Below are 18,262 nucleotides of genomic sequence, written 5' to 3' on the forward strand. Positions count from 1 at the left end.
TACAACATACAAATAATACAAACAATAAGACTTGTCATTTTTTTAACATTATTAACATTACTCGCGCAAAAAATTAAAACTTAAAAACATTAAACACCAGTAAATAAATCAGACTCCAGCACTCAATAACTAAACAAAACCGGATTAAACATATAAGTATGTTATAATGTTTAAAGTTTGGTTTTAACTACTAAGCGAGCATACACAGGGGGCACTCGCTCCGCTCATTTCCCTGTGATTCTCGCAAAGGGGCTCCGCCCCCTTGACCCCCAAAAACCAAACCCAAAAAAACACCCCAAAACCGGCGGAAAATGGAGAATAAATTTTATTTCAGGAGGATTAAATGAAGTCAGCAAAAAGAACAAAAATCGTAAAATCTCGTTTCAACGAAACTGAAATCGAGTTATTGAGAGCTAATGCAAACGGCGAACCGTTAGGTGCATTTTTGAGAAATGTTGGACTCGGCAACACCATCAAAGAAGTTTACAAAATAAAAAAAATGTATATGCCGGTAGACCCAGGTTTAATTTATGAGCTTCACAAATTGGGGCAAAACTTAAATCAGGTTGCACGAAAAATAAACCAAGATTCAAAATCGGGAAAGTCGCCTGAACTATTCCAGATTTTATCAGGAATATCAAGAATAGAAAAAACACTAAACGAGATTAAGGAGGCTCACACTTATGATCGTAAAGTTTTTTAAATACGGAAAAAATACAAACAATCCAGTAAAAGCCACAAAGCAAGCGGTTGGGTATCTTTTCAGCGAGATGGACGCAAGCAAAACTCCGCGTTCTGTGAAGCCTGTAACCGTCAGAGGAAATCCAGAGAGCTTTTCCGATGTTGTAGCCTATGGAAACCATGCAGGGCGCTACACAAGCGGAGTATTGAGTTTTGCAGAAAGCGACCTTGATGCAGAAGCACAGGAGAAAATAATTGATGACTTTGAAAAGACATTATTACCTGGGCTTGAACCAGACCAGTATTCCAGCTTATGGGTAAGGCACAGAGACAAAGAAAGGCTAGAACTTCACTTTATGTTTTCAGGGGAAGAACTGCATACAAACAAGCGTTTAAATGCTTACTATCACAGAGCAGACATTACCAGAATTGATGCTTGGAAAGATGCTATCAATGTCGAATACGGTTTACATGACCCAAATTCTCCAAACAATAGAAACCCCGTCATATACCCCGGCAACCTACCTAAAAGCCGTAAAGAGCTTGTAGAAAAATTAACCGAGCATATGACCCATGTTATGGGGCAAGGCCACATAGAACCCACTAGAGAAGGCATTTTACACGAATTAAAATCATTAAACCTGGAGGTATCTCGTGAAACAAACAAATCAATCTCAATCAAAGACCCAGACGGAGGCCAAAACATCAGACTCAAAGGCTCACTTTGGGAGCGAGATTTCGAGGCAGTTAGACATACGAGAGAAGCTGTTGAAGGAAGAAACAAGGAATATGATGAACAGGCTCAGGAAAGAGCTAGAATCGCTAGAAACCGAGTTAACGAACTATGTGAAAGGCGTGAAAGGCTTAACAGGAAGAAATATGCGAAGCCTGAACCTGTGGCGCGTATACGCCCCGATAACAGCCCTGCTAGTCGTATTGACGTTAGGAATAGTCTTGGGCGCCGGGGCGATGCACTATCTCGGAAACAAAGCAATCGTAACGACACACCCCGACTACCGGAACCTAGTCCAGTGCCAGCAGTTTCACGAAATAAAAAACCAAAAGTTTTGCCAACTATAAAAAAGGAGAAAGAAAGCGATGCAGACACAAATAGAGAAAGAAATAATGAGATTTATGGAGAGTTTCTCGAAAGAATACGAAGAAAAAGAAGAAGCCTTAAACGTATCCTTGGAGGAATTTTTCGAACTGCTAGATCGAGTATTAGAAAATCAAAAGAATATGGAGAAAAACTACAGCACGATAACCGAGTCTTACGAGATAATCTTGAAAAACTTCGAGAGTTTGGACGAGAGAGTGAAAATCATCGAACAGACTCACAAAGAATTGCTAACAAGCTAAAACGCGCCAATTCAAAAGATTACCAAAGAATGGATTATCCCCCGAAATGGTAGGTATAACGCCAGCGATTAAGCTGGCTTTCTCGTTTGTATTTCTTTGGGAAAATAAACAAAATCACTTGACAAGCTTTTCTTAGTATATTTAGTATGTATCTCAAACACAAACAAGGGAATCACGATGTCTTTAAAAAATCTTATCAAGGTATCGGCAAGTATTGCAATGCTATCATTTCTTGCTGGTTGTGCAGTAACAGGAGAGCCAAGAGATGAAAATGTTGCATTCAACGATGATGGATATACTATTGCAAACGAACAGTTTAGAAATGCTATAACTGTTGATGAAGTAACTAACTTCCCTGGAACAAGCAGTTTTTCTTTTAGTGGTCGAGTGGCTCCTAATTTTAGCGATGAGAGCTTCAAAGAAGTTTTGGAGTTAAGTCTTAAAAATGCAGATTTTTATGGCGAAGGATATCTATTAAACGCTAATTTAATAGATAGTGGAGACTGGTCTGACTGGGGTGTGTCTCTAGGAAACAAAAGTCGTCGCATAGAAATTGAATATACACTTACCCAAAATGGTGAAACTGTATTCAACGAAACTTTTGTTAGTGATATATCTCAAACTAACTATAATCCACTAGCACCTTTCTATCTAACACAAAGAAAGACAGCAGAAATAAATTATGCTGAAAATATTAAAATGTTAATTGAAAAGCTTAATATGATGTAATTCATGTCATATATAGGCCAGTTATTTGCTGGCCTCTTTTGAAGCTATTAAAATCACATTTTTTCTAATTATGCTGCTTTAAGCTTTACTTCAAATGGTTTTTTTGTAAACTCTGCTTTTAATTCTTGCATTAAATCATAATGATCTTGCGCTTTCCCTCTCCAAATTATAAATGGCGATACCAGCACTTTCTCTAATGCATGACCCGATTTTGTGAAGCTTATTATATTAAGCTCTTTAAGTTTTTTAAAAGCTCTTGAAACTTCTGCATTATCTAAGCATAACTCGTTGGCTATAGCTGTTTGAGTTTTTCTAACTTTATCCATATCAACTTTGTTTTTGTAGTCAACATGTTCAATAAAGTAATATAAAACAGCATTATCAGTGTTATTTAATAGCTTGGCTTTTAGCTGTTTAATCTCTTGCTCCATTGCTTTCAATGTAGCTTCATTGGAAACAAGCTTTTTATCTTCTCTAAGCTGTTTAATTTTCCTTCTTATGTTTGTTTCGTATTTTCTTAACCTCATGACATACCCCTCCTTATCGAAACTTAAAAATGCGAATTTATTAAATCCGGTTTTTGTTTTGAAATCTGCATTTTGATCTTTATTTGTTATTATGTTATTATTACCCATGTCTTAGTCTCCCTGATTAAGAATAAATCTTATAATTATTATTTAAGGCACTTGCCCGAGTGCCTGTAAAGTTTCCTTAAATCTATCATAGTTTGGATATTATCTCAAGTAGTTTGGATAATATCCAAACTCTATTTTCCACATTTCCAGCTCTTTTGCTTAATAAATAACTTTTATTTTTTTTTGCTTCTATATTATATGTTTAGTGGGAGTTGATGTTTTGTCAAAATGTCAGTTTTTTTGTATTGAAAACAACCCTTAAAGCTCGCTTCGCTCCCTTGTTTTATTGTTTTTAATTACTCCCGCCCTTCGGTTGGGGCTATTGAGAAAGGAGGTATTAGTTTCTTTTGCGTAAGCCTTCTGGCTTTTACGAATTAAAACGGGTGCGCATATTTTTAAAGAACGATTCTCATTTCCTTTACCTGCATCAGTGGTTTCATAAGTCCGCCAATATGAGAAATTGCTAAATCTGAGCAAAACGGCGACAAAAACCATTCTATATAGTTCTTGTCAAGCATTTATTTCAAAAATATCAGTTTACTTTCAGTAAGCCTTTCTAAGGCTTTTTGAATGCCTATGGCTACGTTGGCCTAGGGTACTGGGGGTAAACGTCCAGAAATGCGGTTTTTTTAGCTTCTAGCTGGTATGTCGTAGGTACTCATACACCTTGTCATAGTGTATTGTCGCTTTTCTTATTTTGTTTGGTAAACAGACCATCCCTTCGAAACTGGAGAAATTCATTTAGCTCGCGCTAGCCATGAACGCCGATACCCAGCTCAGTTTCAATTGGTAGCCGCTATGAACCCATGCCCCTGTGGCCACTTGGGCGATCCGCGCCAACGCTGCCAGTGTACCGCCAGCCAAATCCAGCGTTATCAAGCGCGGCTTTCCGGGCCGCTGCTAGACCGCATTGATCTGCAAGTGGAAGTGCCTGCGCTACCCCCAGAACAGCTTACCGCACAAACCCAAGGCGAATCGTCAGAAGCCGTACGTGAGCGGGTTATGGCCGCCCGAGAACGCCAAATGGCCCGCGGCGCGCTGAACAGCCAGTTAAGCGGCAAAGCCTTGGAAGCCGCCTGCGCACTTAACGATGAAGAGCGCGCCTGGCTGGCGGGCGTACTTGAAAAGCTCAAGCTCTCTGCCCGCGCCTACCACCGCGTACTGCGTGTGGCGTTAACGCTTGCCGATTTACAGGGAGCGCCCAAGCCCACCCAGCCGCACCTTATTGAAGCGATTGGCTACCGACAGTTGGATCGGATGTTGAGAGGGGCTTAGCGATTCATATTGGCTGGGATGATGGTTGTGCTTGAGCCTTATGACCCAAACAGCCCCATATCGCAATGCTGAATCCTAAGAAGCCACTAAAAGCTCTCAGGTCTCTGAACATTGCCTGCGAGAGACCAAAATTGAAAAAAGCAATGATGACCATCATGCCACTAATCGCTAAAAGGCGAATGCGTATATTATCGCTCGCCTGTAATCCTTTTTTGGCAAACACCGAGGCAAATACCCCATACAATAACAATAGGCTTATAACGCCTAACAATCCACGGCGGGCGAGCGTATCGATAATATCGCTATGTAATTGTGGAAAAACATCTTTGCCCTCATACGCTATCTCTCTTGCGACTAAAGATGGCAACCTCTCCTGCACCGCACCCTCACCGATACCCATAATAGGGTTTTCAATAAACATGATCCATCCAGCACGCCAAAGCTCAAAGCGTGTGCCCAATGAGGTATTGGGTTCATCATTTACAAAGTAAAGATAAATATCATCAAATATAGCCACTAAACGTACCCATACTCCCGAAGGGGGGTATACGATGAGGGCTATAACGAATAAAGTTAAAATGAATATAATTATATTACGCGCTTTAGGTGTTATTAAATTTTTTGTTGCTAGCAGCAGTAATGCGGCTAAAAAAGGAATAGCCACCCAGCCACCACGTGTGCCGGAAAACAAAGATGCTAAAAACCCTATAAGGGCAGCGCTAAAAGCTAAAAGCGCCAGACAATAATACGTTGGGCGACGCTGCTGAATATAATAAATGCCTGCAACTAGAGAAATAACGCCCATAAGAAGCGACAAGTTGCCAAAGGGAATAGCATTAATACCATTATCAGCCCTAGCTGCCCCGATAATGACTTTTTCATATATAGCAATTAGGCCTGCTCCTAGCGCTCCACAGCAAACGCCTAGCCAGATCCAATTTGGCGAGGGTGTAAAAATACGTAGCACGAGTAAAAATAGCGCCGCTATAAAAGGCCAAAGATAGAGGTGCCTGAACCCGGCTGCTGATATTAGAGGCACCCTACCGTCGACGAATACACTCCAACTCCATACGCCCCCAAAAAGCACAAGAACACCCGCAAGCTTGAAGTCATCCCTAGTTAATTCCAGCGGATTTTTTCTATAAGCAAGAACAACACTACTCGCTAAAAATGAAGCAATAAGCGCGGCTACCCCAAACCACCAATGTGCCTGAGGGATTAAAACAAGCGTTGTAGCAAAGCCAAAGATAATAAGCCCATTAAGTGTTGAAATGGCTTTACCCGCTCTGACTTCCTGTATGGATGGCATATTTTTCATTTAAGCAAGATCATGTTGATAGTATTTAGCTTGACGACTAAATAAGTCGTGATAGATACCCTCATGTTCAAATAAGGATTCATGTGTACCCGACTCTTTAATTTCACCATTATCCATTACATAGATGTAGTCAGCTAAACGAATAGTGGAAAGGCGATGGCTAATAACTAATGCAGAGCGGTGATTAATACGTTCGCGAAAATTTTCAAATAACTCAGATTCCGCTACAGGGTCCATAGCGCTGGTGGGCTCATCTAAAATAACGATGTTCGACTTCAACATAAAAGCACGAGCAAGTGCAATTTTTTGCCACTGTCCTACACTGAGCTCTTTACCATTATCGAAAAGACGTGTTAACAAGGTATCGTATTTATCATCCAACTCTTCAATAAACGCGGCAGCGCCTGCGTTTTCAGCAGCGCGCGGCACTGTATGTACCGCATCTTTACCGTTTATATGGCCAAAGCGAATATTTTCGTGCACAGATTCCGCATAATGCGAGTAGTCTTGAAATATTACACTGAAAAGCTGACGATACTCGTCAACGTCACAGTCCTTGGCATCAATACCATTAATCTGAACACTTCCTTCAGTGGGGTCATAAAGTCGAGTCATTAATTTTATAAGCGATGTTTTACCTGAACCATTAGCACCAACTAACGCAACAATCTGCCCAGGCTTAATCTCCATATTAACGTTTTTAATCACATTCTTATGAGTACCAGGGTAGGCAAAACTAACATTTTCAAGCTTTAAATCAGTCTGTTCGGACTGTAAGATTTTTACTGGCTCAGACGACCGCGGAACGGTATACCGCATATCCATAAATTCAAACAGCATACCCATGTACAAATGGTCTTCATAAAGCTTGGAAAGCTGCTGAACAAGCTCTTGCCCCATTGTCTGAGCACGTTGGAAAATAAGCAGGAATAGCACTAAATCGCCTACGCTATTTTCACCCTGCGCGGTGTTCCATGCCAAGTAGCCCAGAGATGTAAAAAATATTGCAGAGGCTACCACTGCCACTATCGATTCTACTGTTGTACGCTTGCGGCTTATAGCGAGTTTTTCGCCCCGAATATCGTCGCGAATATTTTTATATTTATGTCTTAAATATTTTCCCAATTGATTTAAACGCAGCTCTTTTGCATGAATATCTGACGTCATTAGCCAGTCTAAATAACCTGCTCGACGCTCCATCTGGGTCCGCCTACGCTGCCATTCATAGAGAATACGTGTGAAGTAAATCCTAGCGATGAGTGCTGGCACAATAGCAAATAAAATAATAGGTAATAAAAACCAATTAATAGTGGCTATTAGTACCACTATCGCCGCCAGCATTAAGGCATTCTTGCTCAATAACATCAAATTGCTTGCAACTTGAGCAGGTCGCTGGCTACCCGACTGGCGAGCGCGCTCCAGGGTATCGTAATAAAGCGGGCTTTCATAAAAAGCGAGATCAACACTGATCGCTGTTTCTTGTACAAGATTGTCTACGTAGTCTGCGACCATCATTCCCTGTGTTTCACGGGAAAAGCCGGCGAGTGCTCTTGAAACCACATAGACCAAAGTTGCTAAGCCCGTCAACACCACATAGTATAAAACCGAGTCTACATTTTCTGCTGCCTCAGGTTCCGCTAACACAATAGTTACCACATCTACCATTTTCTTTAGAAGATAAAGCACACCTAGCCCAGAGATAATTTCAAGGGCTATAAAAAAGGTACTTAAAAGTGTCCACTTGTGGCTACTTTTCCAAGAAATTGAGAGAATACGCATCAATGAGGCAAAGGACATAACAAACTTATTGACAATAGCCATATGACCTTACCCCTTTAATTAATTGTTTTTCCTATTAGAAAACCGAGTATAAACTTCATGAAAAGGACGTATAAAACGATATGTCCATTGCCAGTTATGAGTAAGGGGCCAGGCTACATAATTATCGTAGGTAGGGCGAAATATTCTTTTCCACCCCAGTAATCGCCATCGCCATATATGCATATGGTTCGTTTGCCAGGCAAATGAAAAGTCCGGTGTCGGCTTTTTGCGGCTAAGTAAATGCTCAAATTCAACATCACCATGCATTGCTAATATAGAAGTTCTTACAAGCTCGCGGGTATTGGGAGTTAATTCTTCTATATCTCTTATTGTAGGAGCGCCGAAATAGTCAATCATTTCCAGGCATGAGGAAACTGTGCTACCTAATGAGTAACGCTCAGCACATGCTATTACTTCTTCAAGATTGAAATCTTTATGATTTTGCATCGCCGTAATATCGACTAGCCAATGCAGTCGAGACCAGTAATGCTTAGTATGATGCCAGCATAAATAAACAAAAAGCTCGCTGACCGGCATTACCCAGGTATTAATATTACTTATAGTAATTGGTTGGCGTTTCTCAATCATTTGCGATGCATTAAACACGCTTCCGGTATTATCGATCTTGGTATGAAATTCTACAGCAACCTTACGTGGGGAGAGCAGTGTGACTACTTTTTGATGATTAGATGCAAATGTAACGCTTTCATCACTGGCTGTCAGTGCTTTTGGATCATGGGGTTGATAGCCGTTATTGAGCGCATATTGTAAAATTTTCGGTAAATCTTTTTGTGTTACCAAGATATCCACGTCCCGACACAGACGTTGCGCAGGCTCTGGATAGTATTGGAACGCTAAGGTAGGGCCTTTAAAGCAGAGATGTGGAACCTCCAAGGGTAATAGCACGTCTCTAATAATACTTTTTAACTCTGCTGAAATATTCAAATTGTGTTGTAACGCACGTAATGTATAGAGCTTCATTATGTCAAGGTAGGGATTCGGAATTTGATGTTTCCACCCTCTACTTAAGTGACTATGTGCGATAGGTAGTACGAAGCGATCAGATGCCTGACGAGTGAAATCATCCCAATCCTGTACTTGAGTAATTAGTTCACTAACCACCTGTACCTGTTCTGGGCTTAATTCCAACCGCGATAACAACAATAGTAACTGAAAGCTGGGGTCGGCCATATGTTGCTCAGGACAGGCAAGCATTATCCGCTCATTCATATTCTTAAATTATTCCAGCCTTGTTAAAAGGATTAGGTCTTCACCCTTTCTACATCGTGCGATAACGCTTGCAATCACATTATTTGTAAACTATACGGCTAACGTATAATGACTGGATGTTGCGAAAACAGATGAATATGGCAGAAGTCGCATATCTACGACATCAAGCCTGCCAACCAAAATAATGCGCTAACGTTGCATAGTAGCCGAAATTTGATGGTATGCATGCGCTGAACCTCATCAAATTTGGCTATTATCTATACACCGATTGTTACCATATGTACACAGGATTCATGTTTTAACGATGCAGTGCTCTTTCGTCGTGAGGAGTGATGAATGCGCTCAAAAAGTAGTTTAGCGCATTGACTAGCTAGCCTTGGGGTGATGAGACTACATAAAGGACGACGAACCGATACTATGACTCCTTATACGCTTCAACCCGATGCACACTGCAACCCAGTAGAAGTTTTTCAAGTACCCATGCCCTGGGAAATCCCTGCCTTTTCAAGGCCAGAAGAGCATGTCCCGGAAAAAGATCAGCACTTCCTTTTTGTTGAGAGCACTACCCGGGCAATTTTGATGGGGTTCGCTAAAAATCGCCGCGTCTATTTATATGGTCCCCACGGAAGCGGTAAGTCGTCGCATATTGAGCAAGTCGCCGCCCGACTGAATTGGCCTTGTATTCGGATTAACTTGGATGGTCATATTACTCGTGCCGACCTAATCGGTCGCGATATGGTGGTCATTCGTGATGGCAAACAGGTAACGGAGTTTGTGCCTGGCATGTTGGTATGGGCCATGCAGCGACCCATCGCACTGATTCTTGATGAGTATGATGCCGGGCGGCCCGATGTCATGTTTGTTATTCAGCGCGTGCTAGAAACCCAAGGAAAGTTCACCTTACTTGATCAAAATCAAGTGATTACCCCTCACCCCAGTTTCCGTCTTTTTGCGACTGCTAATACGGCTGGCCAGGGCGATGCCTCTGGCCTTTATGTAGGTACGCAGGCGCTTAACCAGGCTCAGCTTGACCGCTGGCACGTGACGACCGAGCTTGGCTATATGTCCGCAGAAGCGGAAACGCAGTTGCTGCAACGGAAAATGAAAGCATTACCTCCAGAACAAGTTCAGCGTATGGTCATGTGTGCAGGGCTTCTTCGCCAAGCCTTTGCCCAAGGCGATCTGACCACCCTTATATCGCTGCGAACGCTGATTGCATGGGGAGAAAATAGCCTACTGCTAAACGACCCCCATGAAGCCATGCGGCTGAGCTTTTTTAACCGCTGTGATGAACTAGAGCGCTCTTTAGTTGCCGAAATTTATCAACGCTGTTTCGATGTGGATCTGATATGAGGCTATGTGATGCCATCGCCCACTCGTCCAGAGCAAGCGCTTGTAGAGGCCTGGACACGCACCTACTCTTCCGGGCGCACGCCCCCCTCGCTGACGATAAGCACGCAGCCAGTTGCACTGACAGACCGTGGGGCGGCGGATGCGCTGGCCGCCTGGCGTCGCTGGCATGAACCGCAGCAGCAAGCCCGGTTTACCGAAAGTGAACAGGGGTGGTATAGCCTGCTAGAGCGCGCCCGGGTGGAAACACTTGCTCGTCAGGAATTACCCGGTATAGCACATAACCTTGCGAACCCTGCTACGACTGCGCCAGCCAATAAAGAAATGGCAGCGCTTTATCAGGCTGCCCGTCTCGTCTTTCAAGGCTTGCCCCTTCACGATAAAATTTTGTCTTCTTCACAATCAAAGCATGCCCCGAAAAGCTTATTAAAGTGGGCATTCACGCAGCTACTGATCCAGAAAAAGCCGCCTTATCAGCCTACACCTTTTATTAGCGACGAACAGATAAAAGCTCAACTGCACTTAGCGGCACGCCATCTAAATGAAAGTGGCTCTTTCGCCACAAGCGTTGCCTCCCTAGTGGAGCAGCTTGCGCGTTTTTATGAATTCAGCCATACACCACATCCGCGAACAGATATCAGCCTCGACCTAGAAGATGCCAAAGAGACAGAGGAAAACGAGTCTGCCGCTGAAGAGCTAACAGCACCTGCCTTGGCAGAAGAGCTTGCTGAGCGTGACGACCAAAAACAGCAGTATGCAGTATTCTCTCGTCGTTGGGACGAAACTCAACCAGCCAGTTATTGGCTACAACCCTCTGATACAGAAGCACTTAAACAGCTTCACCAAATTGATCAGCGCCGCGTAAAGCAGCTAGCTCATCGTTTGCAGAGGCGTCTGTTAGCTGCCAGTCAGCGTCGCTGGCTTTTCGATCAAGAAGACGGCAAATTAGACAATCGCCGCCTGGCTAGACTGCTCGACGATAGGCCTACCCAACGCGTTTTTCGTATTGAGCAAGAAGCCCTCATGCCTGAAGCCTGTGTAACGCTGTTAGTAGATCAATCAGGCTCTATGGATTTGAAGCGTCGGTTAATGGCCGCCATGGCCATCGATCTTGCTGTACACACATTAGAGACCTGCAAAATCCGTTGTGAAGTTCTAGGGTTTACCACCCGTTATGCCGCCGACAACCCTATATTTAGGCAATGGCAACAGCATGGCAAAGTTGAGCATCCGGGACGTCTTAATGCAGTACGGCATATTATTTATAAAACACCAGAACAGCCATGGCGACGAACCAAGCATCATCTAAGCCTGCTGCTTCGAAGTATGCCCGGACATGAGAATATCGATGGCGAGGCTCTATATTGGACGGCTAAACGACTCAGCCGCCAGCCACAGCCACGCAAAATAATGATCGTTATATCGGATGGCACCCCCTACGACACAGCAACCGCGCAAGCCAACGGGCGCGATTTTCTAGAGCGTCACCTGCGACATATTATTAGCGATATCGAGAAAAGCCCTATTAGGTTAGCCGCTATTGGTACAGGCCAGGATGTAGCACGCTTCTATAAAAATGCTTTAACCGTTCGTAGCCCTGAAGCAGTAGCAGAAATGTTATTTGAACAGCTCGGCGACCTCCTAGTACCAGCGCAAACTAATGAGGGTTCACTATGAGCGCTATTGCAGGGCTTATTCATCTTGATGCAAGCGCCGTTGACCGCGACACCCTGCAACGCATGCAAACACTGTTAACGCCTTATGGTCGTGATACTCAACATAGTTGGCACCTGAGCAATGCAGGGCTTGCGCGTATGTTGCTACGCATTACCCCGGAAGATAACCTCGACCAGCAGCCCCTTTGGCGTGGGGCAGAAAAAATAGCCATGGTATTTGACGGACGACTCGACAATCGCGACGAGCTTTGCGAAAAGCTTAGAATCAACCAAGCGCAAGCTTCACTAATGGCGGATAGCGAACTGGTCTATCAAGCTTGTCTGCGCTGGGACACAGATACCCCAAAACATTTACTTGGAGACTTCGCGCTCGCTTGCTGGCAGCCTCAACGCCAGCGCTTATGGCTAGCCCGCGACCCCCTAGGAATGCGCCCTCTTTACTGGTACCAACGAGAGGACCTACTGGCATTTGCTACGATGCCAAAAGCGCTTTTCGCGATACCCGGACTTACCAAAAACATTAGTGAAGAGCAGCTACACGACTATATGTGCCTGATACCGATGTCGGGCCCACAAACTCTTTATAAAGATGTTTATCGCATCGAAGCGGGGCAAGTGATTGCTTTTGAAAATGGTGAAGAAATGAAAGCCCATTTTTATCATCGCTTTGACCCTGAACGTGAGCTTATTCTCGATAGTGACGAGGCGTATGTGGACGCTTTTCGTGAACAGCTCGAACGGGCGGTCAGTCGTCGCCTTCGATCTAACGGGCCAATCGGCACAGAATTAAGCTCTGGTTTAGACAGCTCCACCGTCACAGCAACTGCCGCAAACCTCTTGGCCAAGCGTAAACAACCTTTAACCGCCTACACAGCGGTGCCACGTGAAGGTTTTGATGGTCCAGTCCTTCAAGGTCGGCACGCCGATGAGTCAATAGGTGCCACCGCCTTAGCTAAACGCTTTGAGAATATTGACCATATTTTAATTCGCACAGGAGACACAACACCGCTTGATCAGCTGCAGGAAGTTGTTGAGATGCTTGATCAAGCACCTCTCAATACCTGCAATATGGGCTGGTGGATTGCTATTCGTAAGGATGCTGTCCAGCGCGGTATCAAAGTACTGTTAACAGGAACGATGGGGAACTTCAGTATTTCCTATGACGGTTACCCATATTTAGCATGGCTCGTCCGTAAGGGGCACTGGATAACGCTTTATAAAGTATTTAAAGAGCTTAAGCAGCATCAACACAATATTAGATGGCGCAATATGCTCAGGCCATGCCTGGCACCACTGCTGCCTAATTTTATTTGGCGACTGCGAGAAAAGGCTCGCGGCAGAGCTATGGGGTTAAAAAAATACTCGGCTATTAACCCGGCTTGGTCTAAAAAGATGGCTACACAACAACGCGCTAAGCAAGCGGGTTTTGACACCAGCTTCCAACCCACTTGGCAAGGTCGTCAGCAGCGAATTCAATCGCTAAATATGATGGAAAATGGCGACTACAACGCTTTGGCGAACACCTACGGCCTTGAAATGCGCGATCCCACAGCAGACGTGCGTTTAATTGAATTTTGCTTGGCTGTACCTGAGTCTCAGTACGTAGGGGATGGTCAATTTAAGTGGCTACTTAGACGCTTGATGAAAGACTCACTCCCGCCGGAAATTCTTGCGGTCAAAACTCGCGGCTTACAAACCGCCGACTGGTTCGAGCAAATGGAGCGCGACATACCGCAAATGCGTGAGGAGCTTGAAAAGCTCAAAGTACACGGTAGCGCGGGTGGATACTTGGACATAGAAAGCCTAGAACAAGCATTGGACGATTGGCCGCGGCAGGAAGTTTTGAATAGCCAGGAAGTTGAACTTCGTTATCGAACCCGAATGTTACGTGGTTTATCGGCAGGGCGTTTCGTACGTTATGCTGACGAACAAAATGAGTAATTTAAAGCAACTCTTTGGCCTGGATGTGTAACAGACGCCTTACTATAATAATTAGTGATGCTACATTTCAGTCGACAGTTCAATCATGGGAGATGAATATGTTACACACAGAACGCAAAGCCTATGAAACCCCTACTCTGCAAGAACTGGGTGAGATGAAAGACATTACCGAAAATGGTAATCAAATTTCAAGTGACGCCTTACAAGGTAAAGATGGCACTGCATTTGCGGTAGGCTCATGATTGTAGAGCGCTTATTCTTTATGTAGTACGCCACATGTCATGCTATGTGTCGTGTGGTTTTTAATTTATATGTGAATTAATCACAAGCGTTGATCCTAGCCTAAGTGAATGTCACAAAGCCACTTCACTGCCTTTACTTCATAAGCGAGCGGTTTGACGGAGTTAGGAGCTCATACTATATAATGAGCTAAAAAACAGTAATAAAACATAGCAAATAAGTTGGACGCATAACAAGCATCTTACTATAGTGGAATTGTTGCCTTGCACAGCAGAGGCAATTGTTCAACCAAAGGGGATTAACATGATACAAATGGATCGCAAATCGTATCAAGCTCCTATACTTCAAGAGCTAGGTGATATGAAAGACATTACCGAGAATGGTAATGTGTCAAATGCCGATACATTTCAGGGGCGGGACGGCACTGCATTCCTACCTGGCTCCTGATCTAGGGTGCTTACTGTAATATGCAACATACCGCATGCCACTCTATGTGGTATGCGGCTTTATTGCATATAAAAACTCAGTTTGCTAATTCACGCGATGTTGATATTTATAGTGAGTAATATATAACTGCTCCAATAACTTTTAAATGAACAATGAAGCAACTACAATGATCTCGACGACTCTCTCTTCAACTACCCTCTTACAACGCAACCCGGACATGGTCGCAGCCAACCTCGATGGCGATTTGGTCATGATGAATGAGAAATTAGGCCGTTATTACGGCATTTCCGGTGTGGGCGCCCGTGCTTGGGAGTTGCTTGAGGCACCTGTAAGTGTTGATAACTTGGTGCACTACATTTGCCAGGAATACGATATTGATAGCGATACTTGTCGTCTAGACATTATGCTTTTTGTTCAAGATCTTATGAAGGCAAATCTAATTGAGCCAGTCAATAAGTAAGGAAAAAGTGTCCCGTTTCTCAAAATCATCTGGTCGCAAAGCAGCGCGTTTTTTTCATAAACCAGCCTTTACTAAATACTGGTTTATACCGGTTTGGCTAATGCTTGGATTTAGCCGACTGCTTATTGTTATGATCTCGTTCCGTCGCCTGGCTCCCTATCTAGGACGCGCTGTAGGCCTGAGCGCTTACTCTCATCTTTTAACAGGTGATCAAGAGGCTCAAGCATTACGCATAGCGCAAGTAATACGTTTAACCGCGCACTACTGCCCTTGGGTAGCCAACTGCTTTCCTCAAGCCATTACAGCACGTCTTCTATTGGGCCTTTATCATATACCCTACTCGCTCTATTTCGGCTTATGTCGAGATCCCGAGACTAGCGAATTTAAAGCACATGCCTGGGTAACTGCGGGCCGCATCCCTGTCTCTGGTGGGCAAAGCTTTCACCTATACACCGTTGTAGGTTGTTACATTAAATCTTGATGAACCTATGCATTATCATTGTCCAAAGTAAAAAAGTGGTATGAAAGAGGCAGGTATGATCGACATATTTGTCTTTTCATTTTAGAGATTATACCAGCACTAATTAATAATTTAGTCTAGTTGCGACTTACTCGCTTGAGTATTAATTTCATTAAGCAATGGCGTTAAGCTTTTATCCATATCATCTAATGACCATGGACGCCGAAAACGAAAAACACGGATCTGTTGAGCCAAACGAACGCTTTCATTCATGAGCTGTTTGTCGGTGTTAAACGCGCTGCCTAATTCAGGGCGGTAAATAGCGCCCATTACGATTTTAAAGGCCTCTATCCCCGTTAACTTCACCAAGCTCGCCGTTTCTCCCTCTTCAGCACGCTCTAATTGCACTAATGCGCTCAAGCGGTGGGAGTCATTACGCGCACCTTTGTTCATTATTATGTGGAATTTGTCAGCGCGCATTAGATCCTTCACGAGACCTTCTGTTTCAATACCCAAAGCCGTTAGCGCGTCACGCCAAAGCTTTGCTCTGGCCGGACCAGGATGAAGTAATGGCTCAGCCTCATCAGGCTTGATAACCGCCACATCATCGGTAATTAACGGCCACTGCTGGGCATAGTGCAACCATGCCGCTATGGTAGATTTACCAGCACCTGAATGGCCGGTAAACGCCCATGCGCCTGCAGGCGTTTTCAACGCACTAACATGAAGGGGAAGCCAATGACGCTGATGTAACAAAGCGCCCAGAGCACTACCTAGCAAAAAGAGGCGTACATCACCTGGGTCAACGACAGGATTTACGCCACGCGACATACGCCTATCCAAGAAAATACGCTGTCCCTCTTCGACACGATAGCGGGCAATGCCTTCCACCGTAATCTGACAGCGGTCGTCACTAATTTCTAACCAATTGTTGAGAGGGATGCTATCTTCCAGTTCGCCCACCACGTCTAGTGTCGTCACCACGGCATCGGGATGTTCGCATGGGTCAATTTCGGGAAGCTCAGGAAGCTCAAGCGTGGAACATATTTTGAGTCCATAGGTAAGGTAGTAGTAACGCTGAGTAATGGCGGGTAAATTGCCTCGTCTTTCTCTCTTACCTGACAAAGCGTCGTTCGCTGAAGTATTAGCACATCTCTCTGCCATCATGATTCCCTTGATATATCGTGGCAAGCACAGTGTAATTGGCAATTTTAAGCTCATCGAACATGGATCAGCATTTTGCTAATGATCATACTTAAAGCTGACGTCGCAGTTCTCGATGGTCACACTGCTAGGCGAAAGAGTACGGCTATCACTCAGCAAATACCTCTTTGAGTGATTGACTAAAGGCTAATGCATTTAAAGACGCAGATCGGATTGATCTTTGGGTAACAAGTATTTTAAGTCGTAGAGCACATGTAGCGGCTTACCCCAACTGCGAATAGAGGCTGCAGAAAGCGCTTTAAACTCGTCATGTGCGACCGCTAATACAATGGCGTCGTAGGCGAAAGCTTCTGGTGCAACAATAGGTGAAATACCATAAGCCTGCTCAGCTTCCTGTTGGTTCGCATGAGGATCATAAACATCGGCCTGCACATCGTACTCAGCCAACTCAGCAAAAATATCAACTACACGCGTATTACGCAGGTCAGGGCAGTTTTCTTTAAACGTTAGCCCCATCACCAGAACTCGCGCTTTTTCTAAATGAATGTGTTTTTTAATCATTTGCTTAATTAGCTGACTAGCAACATAAGCACCAATGCCATCGTTAATACGGCGACCAGACAGAATGACTTCAGGGTGATAGCCAACCTGCTGCGCCTTATAGGTAAGATAATAAGGATCGACACCGATACAATGCCCCCCTACTAGACCGGGACGAAAGGGTAGAAAATTCCATTTAGTACCCGCCGCCGCTAGGACTTCTTCGGTATCAATATCCAACCGATTAAAGATAACTGCCAACTCATTAATCAGGGCAATATTTACGTCGCGCTGAGTATTTTCAATGACCTTGGCCGCTTCAGCAACGCGAATGCTGCTGGCAAGATGCGTACCCGCAGTGATAACACGACGATAGAGTGCATCGACAAACTCAGCGGCTTCTTTGGTTGAGCCCGAGGTTACTTTTTTAATGGTGGTGACACGATGTTCTTTGTCGCCTGGATTGATTCTCTCTGGGCTATAACCTGCAAAGAAATCCTGGTTGTAAACCAAACCCGAAATACGCTCAATGACAGGAATACAGTCCTCTTCTGTCGCGCCTGGGTAAACCGTCGACTCGTAAATCACCACATCGCCTTTAGCTACTACTTGCCCTAGGGTTTCACTGGCTTTGATTAGTGGGGTTAAATCAGGACGACGACTATCATCAATAGGCGTGGGCACCGTGACAATGTAAACTGTACAGTCACGAAGCGCCTCCAGGTCACTGGCAAAACTAAGCTGAGTAGATTCAGCCAGCAATGAAGGCTCGACTTCCAAGGTACGGTCAATACCGTTGTTCAGCTCTGCAATACGCTTGGCGTTGATATCAAAACCAACGGTTGGCATCACCTTGCCAAACTCCACGGCCAGCGGAAGACCAACATATCCCATCCCAATAATACCTAGACGCACATGATTCAGGTCTTGCATTTT

At 44.2% G+C, this 18,262-nt stretch carries 15 protein-coding genes and 1 pseudogene; 10 read left to right on the forward strand and 6 right to left on the reverse strand.

The features are described 5' to 3' along the window. Window positions 1–343 precede the first annotated feature (343 nt). The 3 genes from mobC to QHL1GM_RS11800 all read left to right on the forward strand — a co-directional run bounded on the left by mobC (window position 344) and on the right by QHL1GM_RS11800 (window position 2,769). A complete protein-coding gene (gene mobC, locus QHL1GM_RS11790) occupies window positions 344–703 on the forward strand; it encodes a plasmid mobilization relaxosome protein MobC (RefSeq protein ID WP_071694650.1) in 360 nt (119 codons plus the stop codon). Next, window positions 684–2,093, forward strand: a complete 1,410-nt coding sequence (locus tag QHL1GM_RS11795; RefSeq protein ID WP_071694651.1) for a relaxase/mobilization nuclease domain-containing protein — start codon at window positions 684–686, stop codon at window positions 2,091–2,093. Before mobC ends, QHL1GM_RS11795 begins: the two co-directional genes overlap by 20 nt. Window positions 2,094–2,217: 124 nt before the next feature. Further along, complete coding sequence (locus QHL1GM_RS11800) at window positions 2,218–2,769, forward strand: hypothetical protein (RefSeq protein WP_071694652.1); 552 nt, start codon at window positions 2,218–2,220, stop codon at window positions 2,767–2,769. A 68-nt stretch (window positions 2,770–2,837) separates the two neighbouring features. On the opposite strand, the gene QHL1GM_RS11805 is transcribed toward QHL1GM_RS11800, so the two are convergent. Then, a complete protein-coding gene (locus tag QHL1GM_RS11805) occupies window positions 2,838–3,404 on the reverse strand; it encodes a replication/maintenance protein RepL (protein WP_071694653.1) in 567 nt (188 codons plus the stop codon). A 723-nt stretch (window positions 3,405–4,127) separates the two neighbouring features. Here QHL1GM_RS11805 and QHL1GM_RS11810 point away from each other — a divergent pair. Further along, window positions 4,128–4,679 (forward strand): annotated as a pseudogene (locus tag QHL1GM_RS11810) (ATP-binding protein); the annotation flags it as partial. A gap of 4 nt (window positions 4,680–4,683) precedes the next feature. Here the strand turns inward: QHL1GM_RS11810 and QHL1GM_RS11815 are convergent. From QHL1GM_RS11815 to QHL1GM_RS11825, 3 genes are read right to left on the reverse strand one after another with little or no spacing between them, the layout of a single operon-like run. Then, window positions 4,684–5,997: an O-antigen ligase gene (locus tag QHL1GM_RS11815; protein WP_083571024.1), complete on the reverse strand. Its 1,314-nt coding sequence runs from the start codon at window positions 5,995–5,997 to the stop codon at window positions 4,684–4,686. Next, on the reverse strand, window positions 5,998–7,818 hold the full coding sequence (locus QHL1GM_RS11820) for an ABC transporter ATP-binding protein (RefSeq protein ID WP_071694654.1): 1,821 nt from the start codon (window positions 7,816–7,818) through the stop codon (window positions 5,998–6,000). Between the two features lie 18 nt (window positions 7,819–7,836). Further along, entirely contained in the window at window positions 7,837–9,033 is a 1,197-nt protein-coding gene (locus QHL1GM_RS11825; RefSeq protein WP_071694655.1) for a nucleotidyltransferase family protein, read from the reverse strand. A gap of 432 nt (window positions 9,034–9,465) precedes the next feature. On the opposite strand from QHL1GM_RS11825, the gene QHL1GM_RS11830 reads away from it, so the two are divergent. From QHL1GM_RS11830 to QHL1GM_RS19930, 6 genes are all read left to right on the forward strand, one after another. Then, on the forward strand, window positions 9,466–10,401 hold the full coding sequence (locus tag QHL1GM_RS11830; protein WP_071694656.1) for a MoxR family ATPase: 936 nt from the start codon (window positions 9,466–9,468) through the stop codon (window positions 10,399–10,401). A gap of 9 nt (window positions 10,402–10,410) precedes the next feature. Next, the gene (locus QHL1GM_RS11835) at window positions 10,411–12,075 is read left to right on the forward strand and encodes a hypothetical protein (protein WP_071694657.1); all 1,665 of its coding nucleotides are present in this window, start codon (window positions 10,411–10,413) and stop codon (window positions 12,073–12,075) included. Next, a complete protein-coding gene (locus QHL1GM_RS11840) occupies window positions 12,072–14,015 on the forward strand; it encodes an asparagine synthetase B (RefSeq protein ID WP_071694658.1) in 1,944 nt (647 codons plus the stop codon). The genes QHL1GM_RS11835 and QHL1GM_RS11840 overlap by 4 nt, the downstream gene beginning before the upstream one ends. Window positions 14,016–14,113: 98 nt before the next feature. Further along, the gene (locus tag QHL1GM_RS19365) at window positions 14,114–14,257 is read left to right on the forward strand and encodes a hypothetical protein (RefSeq protein ID WP_175540377.1); all 144 of its coding nucleotides are present in this window, start codon (window positions 14,114–14,116) and stop codon (window positions 14,255–14,257) included. Window positions 14,258–14,847: 590 nt separating this feature from the next. Beyond that, window positions 14,848–15,162, forward strand: a complete 315-nt coding sequence (locus QHL1GM_RS11845) for a PqqD family peptide modification chaperone (protein ID WP_083571026.1) — start codon at window positions 14,848–14,850, stop codon at window positions 15,160–15,162. Window positions 15,163–15,169: 7 nt separating this feature from the next. Beyond that, a complete protein-coding gene (locus tag QHL1GM_RS19930; protein ID WP_071694660.1) occupies window positions 15,170–15,643 on the forward strand; it encodes a lasso peptide biosynthesis B2 protein in 474 nt (157 codons plus the stop codon). A gap of 111 nt (window positions 15,644–15,754) precedes the next feature. On the opposite strand, the gene QHL1GM_RS11855 is transcribed toward QHL1GM_RS19930, so the two are convergent. Both QHL1GM_RS11855 and tviB read right to left on the reverse strand, forming a co-directional pair. Continuing rightward, a complete protein-coding gene (locus tag QHL1GM_RS11855) occupies window positions 15,755–16,843 on the reverse strand; it encodes a hypothetical protein (RefSeq protein WP_139245615.1) in 1,089 nt (362 codons plus the stop codon). Window positions 16,844–16,981: 138 nt separating this feature from the next. Further along, a complete protein-coding gene (gene tviB, locus QHL1GM_RS11860; protein ID WP_071694662.1) occupies window positions 16,982–18,259 on the reverse strand; it encodes a Vi polysaccharide biosynthesis UDP-N-acetylglucosamine C-6 dehydrogenase TviB in 1,278 nt (425 codons plus the stop codon). Window positions 18,260–18,262: the final 3 nt, after the last annotated feature.

Origin of the sequence: Halomonas sp. QHL1, assembly GCF_001882345.1 — a bacterium.
Classification (GTDB): domain Bacteria; phylum Pseudomonadota; class Gammaproteobacteria; order Pseudomonadales; family Halomonadaceae; genus Vreelandella.

What these genes read in the sequence shown, in the direction of transcription:
- mobC (WP_071694650.1), top strand. Translation starts at nt 344, where the DNA reads ATGAAGTCAGCAAAAAGAACAAAAATCGTAAAATCTCGTTTCAACGAA.
- QHL1GM_RS11795 (WP_071694651.1), top strand. Translation starts at nt 684, where the DNA reads ATGATCGTAAAGTTTTTTAAATACGGAAAAAATACAAACAATCCAGTA.
- QHL1GM_RS11800 (WP_071694652.1), top strand. Translation starts at nt 2,218, where the DNA reads ATGTCTTTAAAAAATCTTATCAAGGTATCGGCAAGTATTGCAATGCTA.
- QHL1GM_RS11805 (WP_071694653.1), bottom strand. Translation starts at nt 3,404, where the DNA reads ATGGGTAATAATAACATAATAACAAATAAAGATCAAAATGCAGATTTC.
- QHL1GM_RS11815 (WP_083571024.1), bottom strand. Translation starts at nt 5,997, where the DNA reads ATGAAAAATATGCCATCCATACAGGAAGTCAGAGCGGGTAAAGCCATT.
- QHL1GM_RS11820 (WP_071694654.1), bottom strand. Translation starts at nt 7,818, where the DNA reads ATGGCTATTGTCAATAAGTTTGTTATGTCCTTTGCCTCATTGATGCGT.
- QHL1GM_RS11825 (WP_071694655.1), bottom strand. Translation starts at nt 9,033, where the DNA reads ATGCTTGCCTGTCCTGAGCAACATATGGCCGACCCCAGCTTTCAGTTA.
- QHL1GM_RS11830 (WP_071694656.1), top strand. Translation starts at nt 9,466, where the DNA reads ATGACTCCTTATACGCTTCAACCCGATGCACACTGCAACCCAGTAGAA.
- QHL1GM_RS11835 (WP_071694657.1), top strand. Translation starts at nt 10,411, where the DNA reads ATGCCATCGCCCACTCGTCCAGAGCAAGCGCTTGTAGAGGCCTGGACA.
- QHL1GM_RS11840 (WP_071694658.1), top strand. Translation starts at nt 12,072, where the DNA reads ATGAGCGCTATTGCAGGGCTTATTCATCTTGATGCAAGCGCCGTTGAC.
- QHL1GM_RS19365 (WP_175540377.1), top strand. Translation starts at nt 14,114, where the DNA reads ATGTTACACACAGAACGCAAAGCCTATGAAACCCCTACTCTGCAAGAA.
- QHL1GM_RS11845 (WP_083571026.1), top strand. Translation starts at nt 14,848, where the DNA reads ATGAACAATGAAGCAACTACAATGATCTCGACGACTCTCTCTTCAACT.
- QHL1GM_RS11855 (WP_139245615.1), bottom strand. Translation starts at nt 16,843, where the DNA reads ATGAGCTTAAAATTGCCAATTACACTGTGCTTGCCACGATATATCAAG.
- tviB (WP_071694662.1), bottom strand. Translation starts at nt 18,259, where the DNA reads ATGCAAGACCTGAATCATGTGCGTCTAGGTATTATTGGGATGGGATAT.